General features: G+C 40.7%; 16 protein-coding genes. 7 read left to right on the forward strand and 9 right to left on the reverse strand.

What is annotated here, in order from left to right; translation table 11 throughout:
- Nucleotides 1–137: 137 nt before the first annotated feature.
- The 6 genes from BV372_RS21550 to BV372_RS21575 form a co-directional block, all read right to left on the reverse strand.
- A complete protein-coding gene (locus BV372_RS21550; protein WP_256973368.1) occupies nt 138–1127 on the reverse strand; it encodes an AAA family ATPase in 990 nt (329 codons plus the stop codon).
- The gene (pnuC, locus tag BV372_RS21555) at nt 1091–1660 is read right to left on the reverse strand and encodes a nicotinamide riboside transporter PnuC (protein WP_086688539.1); all 570 of its coding nucleotides are present in this window, start codon (nt 1658–1660) and stop codon (nt 1091–1093) included. The genes BV372_RS21550 and pnuC overlap by 37 nt, the downstream gene beginning before the upstream one ends.
- Nucleotides 1661–1704: 44 nt before the next feature.
- Nucleotides 1705–1926, reverse strand: coding sequence for a type II toxin-antitoxin system HicB family antitoxin (locus tag BV372_RS21560; protein WP_086688540.1), 222 nt, complete (start codon nt 1924–1926; stop codon nt 1705–1707).
- A gap of 11 nt (nt 1927–1937) precedes the next feature.
- Nucleotides 1938–2120 carry a type II toxin-antitoxin system HicA family toxin gene (locus tag BV372_RS21565; RefSeq protein ID WP_086688541.1) on the reverse strand — a complete coding sequence of 61 codons (183 nt, stop codon included), beginning with the start codon at nt 2118–2120 and terminating at the stop codon, nt 1938–1940.
- Between the two features lie 149 nt (nt 2121–2269).
- Nucleotides 2270–2878, reverse strand: coding sequence for a hypothetical protein (locus tag BV372_RS21570; protein ID WP_086688542.1), 609 nt, complete (start codon nt 2876–2878; stop codon nt 2270–2272).
- Nucleotides 2879–3062: 184 nt separating this feature from the next.
- Nucleotides 3063–3647: a thylakoid membrane photosystem I accumulation factor gene (locus BV372_RS21575; RefSeq protein ID WP_086688543.1), complete on the reverse strand. Its 585-nt coding sequence runs from the start codon at nt 3645–3647 to the stop codon at nt 3063–3065.
- A 326-nt stretch (nt 3648–3973) separates the two neighbouring features.
- Between BV372_RS21575 and BV372_RS21580 the strand changes: the two genes are divergently transcribed.
- Nucleotides 3974–5314: a Mur ligase family protein gene (locus tag BV372_RS21580; RefSeq protein ID WP_086688544.1), complete on the forward strand. Its 1341-nt coding sequence runs from the start codon at nt 3974–3976 to the stop codon at nt 5312–5314.
- Between the two features lie 314 nt (nt 5315–5628).
- Here BV372_RS21580 and BV372_RS21585 read toward each other — a convergent pair whose 3' ends face one another.
- Nucleotides 5629–6030: a hypothetical protein gene (locus BV372_RS21585; RefSeq protein ID WP_086688545.1), complete on the reverse strand. Its 402-nt coding sequence runs from the start codon at nt 6028–6030 to the stop codon at nt 5629–5631.
- A gap of 507 nt (nt 6031–6537) precedes the next feature.
- Between BV372_RS21585 and BV372_RS21590 the strand changes: the two genes are divergently transcribed.
- Both BV372_RS21590 and BV372_RS21595 read left to right on the forward strand, forming a co-directional pair.
- Nucleotides 6538–7356, forward strand: coding sequence for a type 1 glutamine amidotransferase (locus BV372_RS21590; protein WP_086688546.1), 819 nt, complete (start codon nt 6538–6540; stop codon nt 7354–7356).
- Nucleotides 7357–7695: 339 nt separating this feature from the next.
- Nucleotides 7696–10347 (forward strand): COR domain-containing protein, encoded by a 2652-nt coding sequence (locus BV372_RS21595; RefSeq protein ID WP_086688547.1) that lies wholly within the window; start codon nt 7696–7698, stop codon nt 10345–10347.
- A 217-nt stretch (nt 10348–10564) separates the two neighbouring features.
- Here BV372_RS21595 and blaOXA read toward each other — a convergent pair whose 3' ends face one another.
- Both blaOXA and BV372_RS21605 read right to left on the reverse strand, forming a co-directional pair.
- On the reverse strand, nt 10565–11416 hold the full coding sequence (gene blaOXA / locus BV372_RS21600) for a class D beta-lactamase (protein WP_086688590.1): 852 nt from the start codon (nt 11414–11416) through the stop codon (nt 10565–10567).
- A 555-nt stretch (nt 11417–11971) separates the two neighbouring features.
- The gene (locus BV372_RS21605; protein WP_086688548.1) at nt 11972–12481 is read right to left on the reverse strand and encodes a EutP/PduV family microcompartment system protein; all 510 of its coding nucleotides are present in this window, start codon (nt 12479–12481) and stop codon (nt 11972–11974) included.
- A 432-nt stretch (nt 12482–12913) separates the two neighbouring features.
- Between BV372_RS21605 and BV372_RS21610 the strand changes: the two genes are divergently transcribed.
- From BV372_RS21610 to BV372_RS21615, 4 genes are all read left to right on the forward strand, one after another.
- Nucleotides 12914–13114 carry a hypothetical protein gene (locus BV372_RS21610; RefSeq protein WP_086688549.1) on the forward strand — a complete coding sequence of 67 codons (201 nt, stop codon included), beginning with the start codon at nt 12914–12916 and terminating at the stop codon, nt 13112–13114.
- 400 nt (nt 13115–13514) lie between these two features.
- Nucleotides 13515–13745, forward strand: coding sequence for a hypothetical protein (locus BV372_RS35350; protein WP_143845231.1), 231 nt, complete (start codon nt 13515–13517; stop codon nt 13743–13745).
- A 113-nt stretch (nt 13746–13858) separates the two neighbouring features.
- Nucleotides 13859–13981 (forward strand): hypothetical protein, encoded by a 123-nt coding sequence (locus BV372_RS37770; protein ID WP_256973370.1) that lies wholly within the window; start codon nt 13859–13861, stop codon nt 13979–13981.
- Nucleotides 13982–14223: 242 nt separating this feature from the next.
- Entirely contained in the window at nt 14224–15246 is a 1023-nt protein-coding gene (locus BV372_RS21615) for a tRNA-dihydrouridine synthase family protein (RefSeq protein WP_086688550.1), read from the forward strand.
- The last annotated feature ends 233 nt before the right edge of the window (nt 15247–15479 follow it).

A 15479-nucleotide genomic window follows, 5' to 3' on the forward strand; every position in this document is an offset into this window, starting at 1 on the left:
CTTCCCTAAACTTCATGAATATGGTGTTTTCTCATAAACCATTTAGGATTGCTATATGTATTGCTCAGCAACGTAGTTTAAATAGCAAATTCCTGGGAGTAGGCCAGGAGATGCGGGTGCAATTCCCGTCGTTGCTATCAAGAATGTATGATTTCATTTACTGCCGCACAAGCCTTGTGGAAGCGTTCTTCCCAAGAACCGCTAATTAGAACATAGCGCCTGTTTCTTGATTTCAATTCTTGAATACAGCGATCGCGAAATTCTTTTCTCAGATGAGGTAGGTAGCGTTGGTTATCGTCAACCCAAGGCACATCTACATCTAGAACTAAATACAAATCATACTGTCGCTGTTCTGCTTGTTGATCAATCCATTGAGGGCATTTACCAAACAGCACATCACTCCAGATTGTAGTGGTTATCAGGTCAGTATCGCAGAACATGACGCGGTTTGCCTGCCTAGCTAATGCATCTTCGGAAGCGATTTGTCCTCTGGCAATAAGTTCTATGTCTTCAAAATCACATCTACCGTCTTTAGGATCTAGCAAACCACGGGCATATTCGCTGACGTAAACTGTGTTGTAATGTGCTGCTAAATTTTGCGCCAAGGTTGATTTACCTGTGGATTCCGGCCCAAAGATGCAAACACGACGCAGGAAATAGGGACGGACACAAGGCGGGATATAATGCCAGTGAGCGATCGCATTTTGCCGCACCTTGGTTGCAGAAATTGGTACAAGACTGCGAGCATGGTCTACTGGAATATAATTTGCACCTAATATTTCCGCCAACTTCCAACCATAATCTTCCGATGCAAACACACAGTTAGGGCCAGTTGGCAGCACTCGGCGAATAGTATCATGCCAAATCTGCCAAAAATCTGGATGTTCCTTTGGTTCTTGGGGATTTTCATCAGTTACATGCACCACATCCACATCAGGAAACATCTCTCGCATCCAACCATAGCGGAGATGTCCGGGAATTGACTCTGATTTAATCGAACAAACTAGAACTGTGAGATGGTTAACATAGTTACGGGCAAAATCAACAAGGTACTGGTGTCCAAGATGCGGCGGCATGAATTTGCCGAGAATCATACCAGTAGCCGCTTTTTCAAAGCCTTGTTCCATGTCAAATATCCCAGCACTGCTAGCACAAGAAACACCGTATACAGCCCAGTAGTAGGGTAAAGTTTTTTAAATGCATAAACCCCAACAGCCAGTATATCTACTGTAATCCAAAGTAGCCAAGACTCCAAAACCTTCTTCGCCATCAACCATTGAGCAACTAAGCTGATAACAGTAATAGCAGCATCCCAGTAAGGTAACGCTGCATCAGTGTAGCGATGCATGACAAAACCAAGGCTGAAACTACCTGCAATTGCTACCCCACCCCAGACTATTGCACCCAAGCGGGTAATGCGAGTTACATGAAGTTCACCCTTATCCTTACCTCCGTGCAACCAAGCGTACCAACCATAGATTTGCAGAAAGACATAAATAACTTGCAGTATTGCATCTGAGTACAGACGGGCTTCGTAGAAGATGAAGATGTACAGAAACACCATCACCAAGCCTGTGGGCCAGCACCAGATATTTTCTTTAACAGTTAACCAAACACTAATTAGACCAAAGAGAGCAGCAATAATTTCAATTTGACTCATTTAAAGTCAGGTTTTTAAATGTGATAGTTTTCTGAGTGCAAATTTTAATTTATTACTTCTAAAACTTCCACCTCATGAGCGATGCTTATAGGTTTGGGGATAGGTAAACCTTGTTCTCGCATTCCTTCTATATGAAATTCAATAGCTTCTGCAATCATCTGCTTGACTTCTTCTATGGTTTCGCCCGTAGTTATGCAACCAGGTAAATCAGGGACATAAGCAGAATAATTACCTTCAGCCTTTTCAATCACCACTGCGTACCGCATCAATATTCTCCTTACAACTGTGCTTGCCTCCAAATACTACTTAGAGTACCAGGAGCTAAGTCATCAGACAATTTACCTGGAACTGTAACCACACCGGGTTTATCAGGATGTTTGAACTGCCTATGACTACCTTTAGTTCTATCAAGATACCAACCATCTGCTTCTAGAAGTTTGATAACTGCGCGTACTTTCATGCTAATGCTTATCTGTACAGGTGAAATTTCTGTTACAGATATAGTGCCTTTATTCCTAATTTAAGTAAAGACAATTTTGTCGTCATTTTTGTCGCAATTTTGTCCGGCATTTTGACGATAGATTTCAGCCTTATTATCCTAGTTCTCAATCAACCAATGGGACGATTGCCAGGATTTACCGCATGAATGTACTCACTACCAGAGTGCGGTCTGCCACGTTTATAATAGGCTTCTTCTGGTTGACCCCATCCTAACTGCAAAATTATTTCTAAAAAGTTGGAATTTTCCCATTTCCATAAACTTGCCCATTCGGTTCTTTGAGCAATTCTTTCAACATCATTTGTATGAATTTGCTGGTATTGTTTGCTGTTATTAAAACTCAAGTACAAATCCATTTCCGATGTGACTTCATACCAAAATTCCAATATAGAATTTTTGGCAGATTGTAATATTTCCAAGTCATTGCTAAGAGCAATTAACTCACTATCTATTTTGGGATAACGCACAGTTTTACCTTTGACATTCACTTCATGCCAGATAATTCCTGACACTCGATTTTGTCTTTGATAGTCGTGAATGGCAGCTTTAAAATCTTGATAGGCGGTGAACTTTTGCAGCCCATCAGTTCTAATAAACTGGTCAATTAAAGGATTGCCAGAGACTGTTACCTCTAACTTTAGGCGTTCCCCTTTCAGGCACGCTTGTCGTTCGGCTGCCAAAATTTTGATGAGTTCCTCGGTATTATAAACCTTTGACATCAGAACACACTCTAATTAGTCATTGGTCATTGGTCATTGGTCATTTACTATGGACTATAGACGATGAATTAACTTCCTCTGTTGTTAAATTAGATTATTTAAAGATTATCCATTGACAAAATTGGAAATGTAGTATCAGATAGCACGAAAAATTAGGGCAGACCAATTCGGTCTACCCCCAAATTTACTTACTTAACTCACTACTGAATTCATTGAAGGAACGCCGCTTTAACTGTACTGACTCGGTACGAGGTAGTAAATTAAACACTTCACGAAAGCGATCGTCTATCTCCTCAAAAGGCACTTGACCCTGCTTATTTAAAACTACTTTGCCTGATTGATCGAACACTACGACTTGAGGTACAACCCCTGAGTAGTAGTATCCTGGTTCAGTAGGGCTATAGGTCTTTTTAGATGGGATAGTATCTACACTGAGAGGGATAATCTCTGCGGCCTTACCGTAGAACTCTTGGACTCGTGAAATTGTGATGGCATATTCCTTACAATCTTTGCTGTCATCGACATAAAAAGCCAAAAATACGGGTTTATGCTCTGCTATGGCTTGTGCTAGTGTCTGTTTCGCAGGAACTAGTGAACCATTCCCAGCATAAACTACGAAGATGTTGCCATCATAAATGTCATTCTTAATACCAGCAAATGCAGATTGTATATTTACAATAAACAAGCAGGCAAGCAGCACCAAAGCTTTAAAAATTAATCTTTGCCAATTAGTTTTTTTATGTAAAAAAAGAAACTTTATGCCATTCATCAAAAGAAACCTTGAGAGCTACTATTTGTAAGTTTGTGCTGAATTCAGCAAACAGTGCTGGATATATGATTACGTCCATGCACCATTTTTTAAGATAACGCTTACTGGGATGCTTTCTCGAAAGCAGGTGGCGTTATAGTGCAAGATTGATTGCTCTCAACGAGAGAACAGGGAACAGGGAACAGGAAATAGAGAATACTATAATTCTCGCCAATACCTGCCAAAGCTAGTTTTTTAACTTTGAATTTTTTATGGCTGGCTTTTTAAGCAAGGATTCGCTAAACTCACAAAATTAATTTAAAACTTAAGGCTATTAGCTAACTACTGTGGGAAACAAAATACAACTTATAGATAGATTCAGGCTTGGTTTTGCGGTGTCAGTGGCAAAAGGCGTGACGTTTATGGTGCGATCGCTCCGTCTAGGTGCTGCTAGTGTATTACCAGGCTCTATTGCCCGTCGCATCGAACCCCGACTACTACAATTATTGAGTCAGCAGGTGAAACAAGGGGCAATTCTGATTGCTGGCACTAATGGTAAAACTACCACATCGCTGCTGTTACGGGAGATATTAGAACGCAAAGGCTACCGCGTTTCTCATAACTCCACAGGCGCAAATCTGGAAAATGGCTTGATGACGGCGTTGATGGACAATGCTAGCTTAACGGGCAGCTTAGATGTTGACTACGCAATTTTAGAAGTTGATGAGAATATTTTACCTAGGGTATTAGCACCGATTCAACCAAAGCTGATCCTGTGTTTAAATCTGTTTCGCGATCAACTCGATAGGTACGGGGAAGTCGATACTATTAGTAAGCGCTGGGGACGTGCGATCGCTACTTTACCACCCCAAACCATCGTAGTGGCAAATGCTGATGACCCAACAATTTGCCATCTCGGTCAACAATTATCTCAACAGCGAGTTTCGTTTTTCGGTTTGACTGAACCAGAACATTATTTAGAAGCCATTCCCCATGCTGTCGATTCTATATACTGCCCCAAATGTGGACAAGCTCTAGACTACGAAGGTGTGTACTTGTCCCACATGGGAGAATATAGCTGTTCTAATTGCGGCTTTAGTAGAAGTCAACCTAGCCTCAATAGCAGCGAATGGCCGCAAATTCTTGTTGGCTTATACAACAAATACAATACTTTAGCTGCTGCCACTGCTGCCCAAGAATTAGGAGTTGATGCAGCTACTATCCGCGATACCATTCCCAACTTCCAAGCAGCTTTCGGTCGTGCTGAAGAGTTGGAGATTAACGGTAAAAAGGTACGGATTTTATTATCCAAAAATCCTGTAGGGACTAATGAAACAATTCGCGTAGTCACTCAAAGTACAGATAAAACCACTTTGCTAGTATTAAATGACCGAGTTCAAGATGGCGAAGATGTATCTTGGATTTGGGATGTAGATACAGAGAAACTAGTCCAGCGTGGAGGTACTTTAGTAGTGAGTGGCGATCGCGCTTATGATATGGCCTTACGTTTACGTTACAGCGATCCCAATCCTCACACTAATTTTAATCTAATTGTTGAAGAAGATTTACGTGATGCTATTAACACAGCATTAGCGCGGACACCCAACAATGAAACGTTGCATATTTTACCTACATATACAGCGATGTTGAGTGTCCGCGAAGTATTAACTGGGAGGAAAATTCGTTAAGAAGGCAGGAGGCAATAGGGAATAGTTATTTCTCCTCTGCTTTCCTATTTCTTTGGCCGATTCTTTGGCGAATCAAGAGTAAGACCCTTTGGTTATCGCACAATCCCGCTGTCACCCTAGAAGGGTGTGGCTAATTGCACAAAGCCTGCCTCCGCAGGCTAAAGAAATTCAGCCTGCGGAGGCAGGCTTTGTAACGGTAGCCCCAGGCTTCCAGCCTGTTGGCGTTATTTCGGGTATGCGAGAGAACTTTTTTATATGAATTGAAGGGTCAGACCTACCATTAGCCAATAGTATCCTTGTCCCCATCCCTCTGCTTATTGCAACTTAACTGCTGCACGTTGAATTGGCAGAACTTCTTCTAAAGTCAACTCATGGTCGGCTGTTAGATGGCTACTACAACAAATAGTACTAAAGAAAACTTTTTGACCAACTAATTGAGAAAAATGTTTTTCTAAAAGTAACCGGGAGGTAATATCTCCTAATAATTCTGAAATGTCTTTGGTGAGTTGGTCTTTATCATCCCGGTGAACCATTCTAAATTTGAAATTGGTTTCACCAACTAAATCTTTAACAGCTGAGTCAAAATTATCTTTTTTACCTTGAATATAAGCAAAAGATTGCTCTTCTAAGAACTTCCATGCTTCGGGGAAAATCTCACGAATTTTTTCGAGATGATTCTCAGTTTGGTAGACTAATGTAGCAGTTTTACAATCCATAAAGCAATTTTTCAGGTTGTGAAACAAACCTATGCCAATCTGTAATCTTACGGCTCAACAGGAAAAGTGAAACTGAATTTTTGAAATTCCCTGGTAACTCTTTTGGGATTATCGGCAAAATGTTACTGCAAAACTGTTACATAAAATACGAATAAACATATAGCAATCCGGTTTGATTCGGAAAAATCACTCGTAGAGTTAGGGAACAGGGAAAAGGGAAAATTGAAGTGTGCAGAATTTGTTGAAAAATCAAATAGGAGTCCTATAGAAACTAAGTCAAATGTACGATATGCTTACCCAAAATCTGGATATGCACCGGATTATCCCACCATAAACAGAAAAAGATATGAGTAATCCAGTTATGCAACAGACATAACCAAGGATAAAAACTGTTTCCTTCCTTCTGCCCTTCGGGTTCAGCAGTTCGCAATCGACGCAAAGCGCCAAGACTGCGACTGCTTCACCTCCTGCCTTCTGCCTTCTGCCTTATTATCAAAATTAGGTTATATGAGTTCTCAAAAATTTGAAATTACAATTGGTTGGTTATATCCAACACTGATGAGTACCTATGGCGATCGCGGTAATGTAATTACTATAGAACGCCGCGCTCAATGGCGGGGATACACTGTTAAAGTTGTACCTCTAGATCAAAATGCTACAGCAGAAGATATTAAATCTGTAGATTTGATCGTCGGTGGTGGCGCACAAGACCGCCAGCAAGAAATCGTCATGCGCGATTTGCAAGGTGCAAAAGCCGATGCCATGCGTGAAAAAATTGAAAATGGCACACCAGGAGTATTTACCTGTGGTTCACCCCAGTTACTAGGACATTACTACGAACCCGGACTAGGACAACGCATTCAAGGCTTGGGAATACTAGATTTAGTCTCCGTCCATCCTGGTGAAAATACCAAACGCTGTATAGGTAACTTAGTAATTGAAGTTACAGCATCTCGCCTAGCGCAGGATTTAAAAGCGATGACGGGTAGTACACCGTATTTAGTTGGCTTTGAAAATCACGGCGGACGCACCAAGTTAGGGAAAGTGGAAGCTCTGGGAAAAGTAGTTTACGGCTTAGGCAATAATGGTGAAGATGGGAGTGAGGGAGCATTTTATCAGAATGCGATCGCTACTTATTCCCACGGCCCACTGTTACCAAAAAATCCCTTTGTTGCTGACTGGTTAATTCAAACAGCGTTGCGGCTGAAGTATCAACAGCCGATTACTCTGGAACCCTTGGATGATACTTTGGCAATGCAAGCACGGGAAGCGATGTTTAAGCGGTTGAAAGTGAATTTACCAACACCTGCTGCGGCTAAGGTTTAATTAACCTTAGTAAGGTCTTCAGCCTTTAACTAAAGCTAACGCACCGAAAATCTCGGATGGTGCGTAAGAGAGTTTTCAATTAAAAAATACCCAAATTGTAGGGGCACGGCTTCCACAGACTTTCGGGAAGACAGACATTTGATCGATGCCGTGCCCCTACTTTTCATGCCGAAATTCAGCAATACCTGAGTGATAATGATATATTTTCCTCATAATCCGTAAAAATTGATAGCACTGATGTAGTTGGATATCAAAACACTAGTCTTAGTGAGATGCTCCCAAATATTTCAGTCCACTAGGGGCATAAAGCAGGATTTTATTTGATTTCAAGACACTAGTATGACAACTACGCCTCAGCGTGTCCGACAAAAAATTCAAGAAGCAAAAGAGAAACAGCTTAAACAATTAGATTTAAGCAGTGATTTGCGGACTGACAATCAGGACACATTAACAGAGATTCCGACTATGGTTTTTGAACTGAAATGGTTGGAGGTCTTGAATTTAAGATACAACCAAATCACGACAATACCAGAAGCTATTACCCACCTGCAAAAGTTAACTTACCTAGATTTAAGCGGAAACCAAATCACGACGATACCGGAAGCCATCACTCGCCTACAACACTTAACTGGGCTATCTTTAAGCTGTAACCAGATTTCGAGCATACCAGAAGTCATCACGCGCTTACAAAAGTTAACTTACCTGGATTTAAGCGGCAACAAAATCACGATGATACCGGAAACAATTACCCGCTTGCAACACTTAACTTCGTTGGATTTAAGCGACAACCAAACTACAACGATACCAGAAGCTATTACCCACTTACAACACTTAACTGAACTATCTTTAAGCCGCAACGAAATCACGACGATACCAGAAGCTATTACCCGCTTGCAACACTTAACTGTGCTGTTCTTAAGTGGTAACAAAATTACGACGATACCAGAAGCTATCTCCCGCTTGCAACGTTTAAAAAGGCTATATTTAAGCAACAACCAAATCACGACGATACCAAAAGCTATCTCCCATCTGCAACACTTAACTTCGCTAGATTTAAACAACAATGTAATCCAAAAGCCACCGCCAGAAGTTGTTGCAAAAGGTATTGAAGCGATTAGAAATTATTTCCGACAACTGGAAGCACAAGGAACAGATTATCTATATGAGGCAAAATTGCTGATTGTCGGCGAAGCAGGCGCAGGCAAGACCACACTAGCTAAAAAGATTGAAAACCCAAATTATCAACTTCAAGAAGAAGATTCTACAAAAGGAATTGAGGTTATCCAGTGGCGTTTCCCTTGGGATAATGGACGAGAATTTCGAGTGAATATCTGGGACTTTGGCGGGCAAGAAATTTACCATGCTACCCATGAGTTCTTTCTCACCAAACGTTCCCTCTATGCTTTGGTAGCTGATAATCGCAAAGAAGATACTAATTTTTACTACTGGCTGAATGTGGTGGAATTGTTGAGTGATAACAGCCCAGCTTTAATTATCAAAAATGAGAAGCAAGACCGTATTCGTGAAATCAATGAACCACAATTGCGGGGGCGATTTAGCAACCTGAAAGAGACCTTAGCAACTAACTTTGCTACCAACAGGGGTTTAGCAGAAGCCTTGCGAGAAATCAAGCATTATATTACCTCTCTACCTCATATTGGTACAGCATTGCCCACAACCTGGGTGAGAGTTCGGGAAGCATTAGAGAATGACCCACGCAACTACATTAGATTAGATGAATATTTACAAATTTGCCAAAAACACGGCTTTACACTACATAAAGACAAGTTGCAATTAAGTAACTATCTGCACGATTTAGGAGTGTGCTTACACTTTCAAGATGACCCAATTTTAAATAATATCGTCATCCTTAAACCTAAGTGGGGCACTAATGCAGTTTATAAAGTTCTGGACGACAAACAGGTAATTCGCAATTTGGGCAAGTTCACCTGGAAAGACTTACAAAATATCTGGCATGAAGAACAATATGCCACAAAGCAAGGTGAACTTCTGCAACTGATGATTAACTTCAAGTTGTGTTACCAAATTACTAACAATCCTAAAACTTACATTGCGCCGCAATTGTTAACTGAAAAACAGCCCGAATATCCTTGGAATCAAAAAAATAACCTTATCCTACGCTACATTTATGATTTCATGCCTAAAGGACTGATTACCCAATTGATTGTTGCCATGCATGGATTGATTGATGAACAAAAATATGTGTGGAAAAGTGGTGTTATTCTCAATTTAGAAAATACAAAAGCAGAAGTCATTGAATATTACGATAACAGAGAAATTAAAATTCGAGTTACAGGTCGCCACAAAAGAGATTTATTGACTTGCGTAAATCACGAACTCGATAAAATTCATGCTTCTTACAAACATTTAAAATTTAATAAGCTAATCCCATGTAATTGCTCAGTATGTAAAAATCAGCAAGCTCCACACTTTTATAAATTTGAAAACTTAAGAAATAGGATTGTTAATCAAAAATATAATGTTGAATGTGATATTAGCTATGAAAAGGTAAATGTCTTGGGATTAATTGATGATGTCATGGACAGAAGCCAGTTAACTCAAACAGAACCTAATAAACCAGGTGGCGACATTTATATTAATACTGAAAGAATTGACGTGTTGAAACTGCAACAAGGAAAAAATGTTATGACAGAACAGCCACATAATGAAGATAATTCTAAACCAGAAGCACAAGTTACACTTCCGTTCGCTTTTAGAAATGGAATGTTTTATGTATTTTTATTCTCAATTGTATTTAATACAATAGGTATTTTTGCAGGGTTATTACCAATTTATTCTTTGGCATTAACTATTATTGGTACTGTGATTATTATGACCTTAATTGGAGTTTTGCAACTTCGTCAGGATGATCGCCTTTCTGAGAAATCTTTTGTCGATTTAGTAAGAATGGTTCTTAAGCAGTTACCTTTAATTGGTAATTTAATAGATTTATTTCAGCGTAATAAATAATAGTAGTACAAAATAGTTTAAGTAGCGCCTCCTCCCAATTTTGTGCATCTGATAGTGATTGCAGATGTAAAATTCTTAAACGAGTATACACAGATACACAGGTGCGATCGCGCTATTGCGACAGCTCATCCTCAAACAGCAATGCGATCGCTAAAATCCTGATACAATTCACACTCTCATCTTCCCCAAGCACGTCTTCCTTCACAGCCGCAACGCCTCATAGCAATCCTAAAGCTTTGAGACTGCGGCGAGTAATCTCAACTCGAGCAGCAGTGTCATCATCTTTGCGTATATCGATATTTGTCGCAAAGAAATATACATTATTTTTTTGTTCTAGATATCCCACAAACCAGCCAATGTTAGGGGTGAGACTTGTTGCCCAGCCTGTCTTTCCTCGCAGTACATAATCTGGGGTACGCTCGTATATCATAATGTCTTGAACTAAATCTAAAGTACGTTGGGCGAAGGGTAAATCTTTGCGATAGAGGCGTTGGAGAAACTCAATCTGTTCTCTGGGTGTAATTTGCAGTGGTCCTTGTAACCAAAATTGGTCAATTTGCTCAGGTGTACCAATTTGACGGTTTCCATAGCCGACTTGTTTAATAAATTTCTCCATCCGTTCATGACCAATTTTTCTAGCTAGTACTTGATAGAACCAGACTGTTGAATTTTTGAAAGCTTGGCGGATGTTGGTGTCTTGGTTCCATACAGCGACTTGGCGCTGAATACCGTCCCAAGTCAAAACAGCCACGTCATTTGGTATCACCCCAGTCTCTAAGGCTACCAGAGAGTTGAAAATTTTGAAAGTCGAAGCGGGAAAGAAGGCTTGTGAGTTGCGAGAAGCGTTGTGTTCGTAAAACTTTTTGTTGTTTCGGTCGTAAATTATAATAGAACCTTTGATGCCCAGTTGATTAAAAGAACGCCCAAGGTCAACACTCGCAGCAACTTGAGGCGTCTTAATCTCCTGAGATTGTGCAGGCATACCTCGGAAACTGCTAATAGTTAGAAATGTAACCAGAATACCAATAGCAATCGCAATTGCCAGGGACATTCGCCGGATTTTAGGCATACCTATTTTTCCTAAAGAACTGATTTGCAAACCAGTAATCATACAGCAACAGTGTTTGCAGTTCCAGAAATCTAGTTCTAATTTCTTAATCGAGTTTTTTAAGTGCAGATTTCGCCAATCTGTAACTGTACAACATCTATATAAGATTGCACTATTATGACAACGCACCCTAAAAGAGGAATGCGATCGCATTTAGGCTATTTTCAACTCAAAAATCAAGTTTCTGACTCGTAAATCAAGTTTCTGATTCGCAAATTAAGTTTCTGACTCGCAAATTAAGTTTCTGACTCGTAAATTAAGTTTCTGATTCGTAAATCAAGTTTCTGATTCGTAAATTAAGTTTCTGACTCGCAAATTAAGTTTCTGACTCGTAAATTAAGTTTCTGATTCAGAATTTAGCTTCACAACTGGTAAACTTGTATATTTCCAAAAATTTCAATAAATATAGACATAATCTACCTTTTTGCTAATCTATAGGCGCTCATGCTTATTTTAGATGCTATTTAAACTTTAGCTTCAACAGCCCGAATTCTAAGAGCGATCGCAACTGAAGGCTCAGTATAATTTTTTACATTCTGATGGCGATCGCAAATGTACAATTCTCAGATGTGCATACTCAGGTTTGGTAAATAGCTGCGGATATTCTCTGCGCTTTTTATGATAAGTATTCAGCGCCCACAAAATCACTGAATCACGGCTAAAGGTGGTTTGCCATGTTTCGCGGTTACCATTGCAGACTTCCTGTTGTGTGACTACTCGCGAAAGTGTCCGCCATAATATTCGACTCATTACCACTGGCCAAGAATAATCTAACCAAATCACGGTGTCAGCTCTTGCCCAAACAATGTCGCGTACTATGCTGTAATTACCATCTACAACCCAGCTATTACCTGACAGTGCTTGAGAAACTCGCGATCGCATGACTTCATTTGGCACTTCTACCCAGTTGGGTTCCCAGTGCAGATAGTCTAGTTCCACATGGGGAATGTTGAGACGCCGAGAAATTTGCTGCGCCAAAGTCGTCTTACCTGAACCACTTGTTCCAACAACAGAAATGCGTTGCATTGAATTTGACGATCTGGATTCGGAGTTCTTAAATATCTAATAGTTATAATAAGGTGCTTGTCGAGAAATAGCTGTTAATGTCAATTCATTGCCAAAATCGGACAACGAAAGTATAGAGTTGTAGCATCATCCAATTTTGCGATCGCATTCAATACCCAAGCTTCAACAAACCTTATATATATAGCAATCCGATTTGATTACTGAACAGGGAAGAAGGAATAAAACTGTACTGAGTTTTATTCAAAAATCAAATATGAGTCCTATAGTGGGTTATCTGTAGCGAGGCTGGCTCTAATTTTCTTAACAAAATAATTAGCAGTATCTGCATATTAAATAAAGAATTGTATTAGTTTGAGAACTGACACATCTGTATGCTCATATACTTATGGTGTTCCCCATTCGCGTGCAGACTGCACATTTGGAGGTTCCAAAATGGTTCATACATACGAAGTATTGGTTGATATTAAGGAATTTATTGACCTGCCGAACAATAGCTTTCAACGCGGAACAACAAGGTACGAAATCGACGCTCCTTCAAAAGAAACAGCTGATGGCATGGCGTTTCAAAAGGCTAGAAGCGAGCATCCACAAGGCACTGAGTACGATGTTAGAGTAACAAGGCTGCTCAGATAAAGCGAACATTAAGTATGCTTGTTCTTCAGAATTAGCATTCTTCATAGTTGTAAATTAACTAATTCATATAGAGTACAAAGCCGCCCTCGATTGTTTGAGGGCGGTTGAATTTTTATAGCGCTAAACTTTATATAATTAATATTATAGAAACCTAAATATAAGAATAATTTTATTTTAAATTGTGAAGAAAAATAACAGTAAATCCATTGAGTTTCAACAAACTACATTAAATTTTACATTTTTATGATTTTACTGTTGATATAGAAATCCGGGTTAATTCTTGAAAAGAACGCGCTATTAATTGACTTCCCATATCTCCCTTGTTTCTCTGTTGACTTCTTCTACAAGCAAGTTCACAAATCAAATAGAACTAAGTAGGTCAGCGTTAAAAATTGTCGTTATGACAAGGCAGATGGCAGATGGCAGATGGCAGAAGGTGAGTCACTGCGGTGGACGGGTTCCCCGGCATAAAGGAGACAGTGCCGTGGGCGGGTTTCCCGACTTGAGGAGCCAGTGCGTTGCGCGGGTTCCCAAGGCACTCCGTTGGGCGGCTTTGCCGACTTGTAGGAAGTGCCGTCGCGTTGAAGCAACTGGCGTGCAACTGTCGTCAAGTGACGTTACGCAGCGTTAGCGAGGTACGAGCGTCACCCGAAGGGGAAGAGGTTTTTAGCCAACTTTACTTTTAGTTACATACTTCGGTTTTTTTGCGTCTCTCTACTTAGATGAACTTTCAGGAGAAAAACAATGGCACAATACAGAAATCATTTGCCACAATTATCAAGTGACTTATTTATCAGCAATGGTGGCATTGAAACCACACTCATCTTTAATGAAGGCTGGGACTTACCTGATACCGTTTCTGTATGAAGATGCACCTAATTAGCCCACGTAGGTGGGCTTTGTTTTTGTAGCTCCAGGCTTCCAGCCTGAGGGCGAATATAGCGCAACCTTACATAAAATTGGTATGAGTTGCCGCCTTTGATTTGTTGAAGCATGAGGCGGGATGCCAAGCGCTACAAAGGTATTGATTTGAAAGCTAAACTTTTTCCAATTTTAGACAGCAACGATTTTTTGATAGAGTGATGCTTTGTCGAACGCTCTTCATCTCTATGTCGTCCCAGGTATCGCTCCCCCAATCGCTGCAACGAGACTTACCCCTCACTGCTCTTGCGCCTATGCAGGATGTAACAAACCTCTGGTTTATGAAGGTCATTGCCCACTACGGCAGCCCTGACTACTTCTTCACTGAGTATTTCCGCGTGAATGAGACCTCACGGCTCAATCGTGACATTCTGGCAGCAATCACCGAAAACGACACAGGTCGCCCCGTTTTTGCGCAAATGATCGGCGAAAGCATTCCTGACTTGGTAAGAACAGCACAGGAACTCTGCACCTATAATATCGCTGGAGTTGACTTGAATATGGGCTGTCCAGCACCCAGAATCTATCGCAAAAAAGTTGGGGGTGGATTACTGCTCTCACCAGAAAAAGTGGATCGGATTTTGGGAGAACTGCGGCAGGCAGTCAACGATCGCCCTTTGACCGTTAAGATGCGTGTAGGCTTTGAAAATACAGATACTTTTTACTCAATTCTCGATATAATCAATCGCCACAGTATTGATTTGCTGAGTTTGCATGGTCGCACAGTCAAAGACATGTACCACGGGCCAGTGAAATATGATTTGATTGCTGAAGCGGTCAAACGGGTTCATTGTCCAGTGCTTGCCAATGGTAATATCTACTCAGCGACCAAAGCCCAAGAAGTGCTTTCCCAAACGGGCGCGGCAGGTGTGATGGTGGGACGCTGGGCAATTGGGAATCCTTGGCTTTTTAATCAAATTCGGCAAGCTTTGCGAGGAGAGCCGATCACGCCCGTTCCTTTAGTAGAGGTACGCAACTATATTGAGCGTTTATGGCAGACCCCTAAAGCACCAAATATACCAGAGCGAGCGCGCGTAGGCTACCTCAAAATGTTCCTCAACTACATTGCCTTAAGTGTTGATGCCCAAGGGCATTTCCTACGGCTGATGCGACAGACGCAGACTGAGGTAGAACTGTTTAACATCTGCGATCGCTTTCTTCTTGCTGGAGAAACGAAAACTTTAGCCCTAGCACCTTACCAAGGTGTGTAACTACTAAAACCAAAACTAAGTAGAACTTTATTTGGCCTGTGCTAAGAGTATCGGTGAAGCTTGTAAGAATGGAAATAGACTACTGAGGCTGTTATCTATCACGTGAAAGCACAATAACATGGCTTTTTCTCATGAATTTCAACGCTATCGGAGCGTGCGCCCAGCACAGATGCTTCTTTGTCTAGTTACTTCCATCTTGCTACACTCTACTTTACTGATGGTAAGCAAATATT

The organism is Nostoc sp. T09, assembly GCF_002154695.1.
Taxonomy (GTDB): Bacteria; Cyanobacteriota; Cyanobacteriia; order Cyanobacteriales; family Nostocaceae; genus Aulosira.

Coding starts and splice junctions, on each gene's coding strand:
- BV372_RS21550 (WP_256973368.1), bottom strand. CDS start 1,127: ATGGAACAAGGCTTTGAAAAAGCGGCTACTGGTATGATTCTCGGCAAA.
- pnuC (WP_086688539.1), bottom strand. CDS start 1,660: ATGAGTCAAATTGAAATTATTGCTGCTCTCTTTGGTCTAATTAGTGTT.
- BV372_RS21560 (WP_086688540.1), bottom strand. CDS start 1,926: ATGCGGTACGCAGTGGTGATTGAAAAGGCTGAAGGTAATTATTCTGCT.
- BV372_RS21565 (WP_086688541.1), bottom strand. CDS start 2,120: ATGAAAGTACGCGCAGTTATCAAACTTCTAGAAGCAGATGGTTGGTAT.
- BV372_RS21570 (WP_086688542.1), bottom strand. CDS start 2,878: ATGTCAAAGGTTTATAATACCGAGGAACTCATCAAAATTTTGGCAGCC.
- BV372_RS21575 (WP_086688543.1), bottom strand. CDS start 3,647: ATGAATGGCATAAAGTTTCTTTTTTTACATAAAAAAACTAATTGGCAA.
- BV372_RS21585 (WP_086688545.1), bottom strand. CDS start 6,030: ATGGATTGTAAAACTGCTACATTAGTCTACCAAACTGAGAATCATCTC.
- BV372_RS21590 (WP_086688546.1), top strand. CDS start 6,538: ATGAGTTCTCAAAAATTTGAAATTACAATTGGTTGGTTATATCCAACA.
- BV372_RS21595 (WP_086688547.1), top strand. CDS start 7,696: ATGACAACTACGCCTCAGCGTGTCCGACAAAAAATTCAAGAAGCAAAA.
- blaOXA (WP_086688590.1), bottom strand. CDS start 11,416: ATGCCTAAAATCCGGCGAATGTCCCTGGCAATTGCGATTGCTATTGGT.
- BV372_RS21605 (WP_086688548.1), bottom strand. CDS start 12,481: ATGCAACGCATTTCTGTTGTTGGAACAAGTGGTTCAGGTAAGACGACT.
- BV372_RS21610 (WP_086688549.1), top strand. CDS start 12,914: ATGGTTCATACATACGAAGTATTGGTTGATATTAAGGAATTTATTGAC.
- BV372_RS35350 (WP_143845231.1), top strand. CDS start 13,515: ATGACAAGGCAGATGGCAGATGGCAGATGGCAGAAGGTGAGTCACTGC.
- BV372_RS37770 (WP_256973370.1), top strand. CDS start 13,859: ATGGCACAATACAGAAATCATTTGCCACAATTATCAAGTGACTTATTT.
- BV372_RS21615 (WP_086688550.1), top strand. CDS start 14,224: ATGTCGTCCCAGGTATCGCTCCCCCAATCGCTGCAACGAGACTTACCC.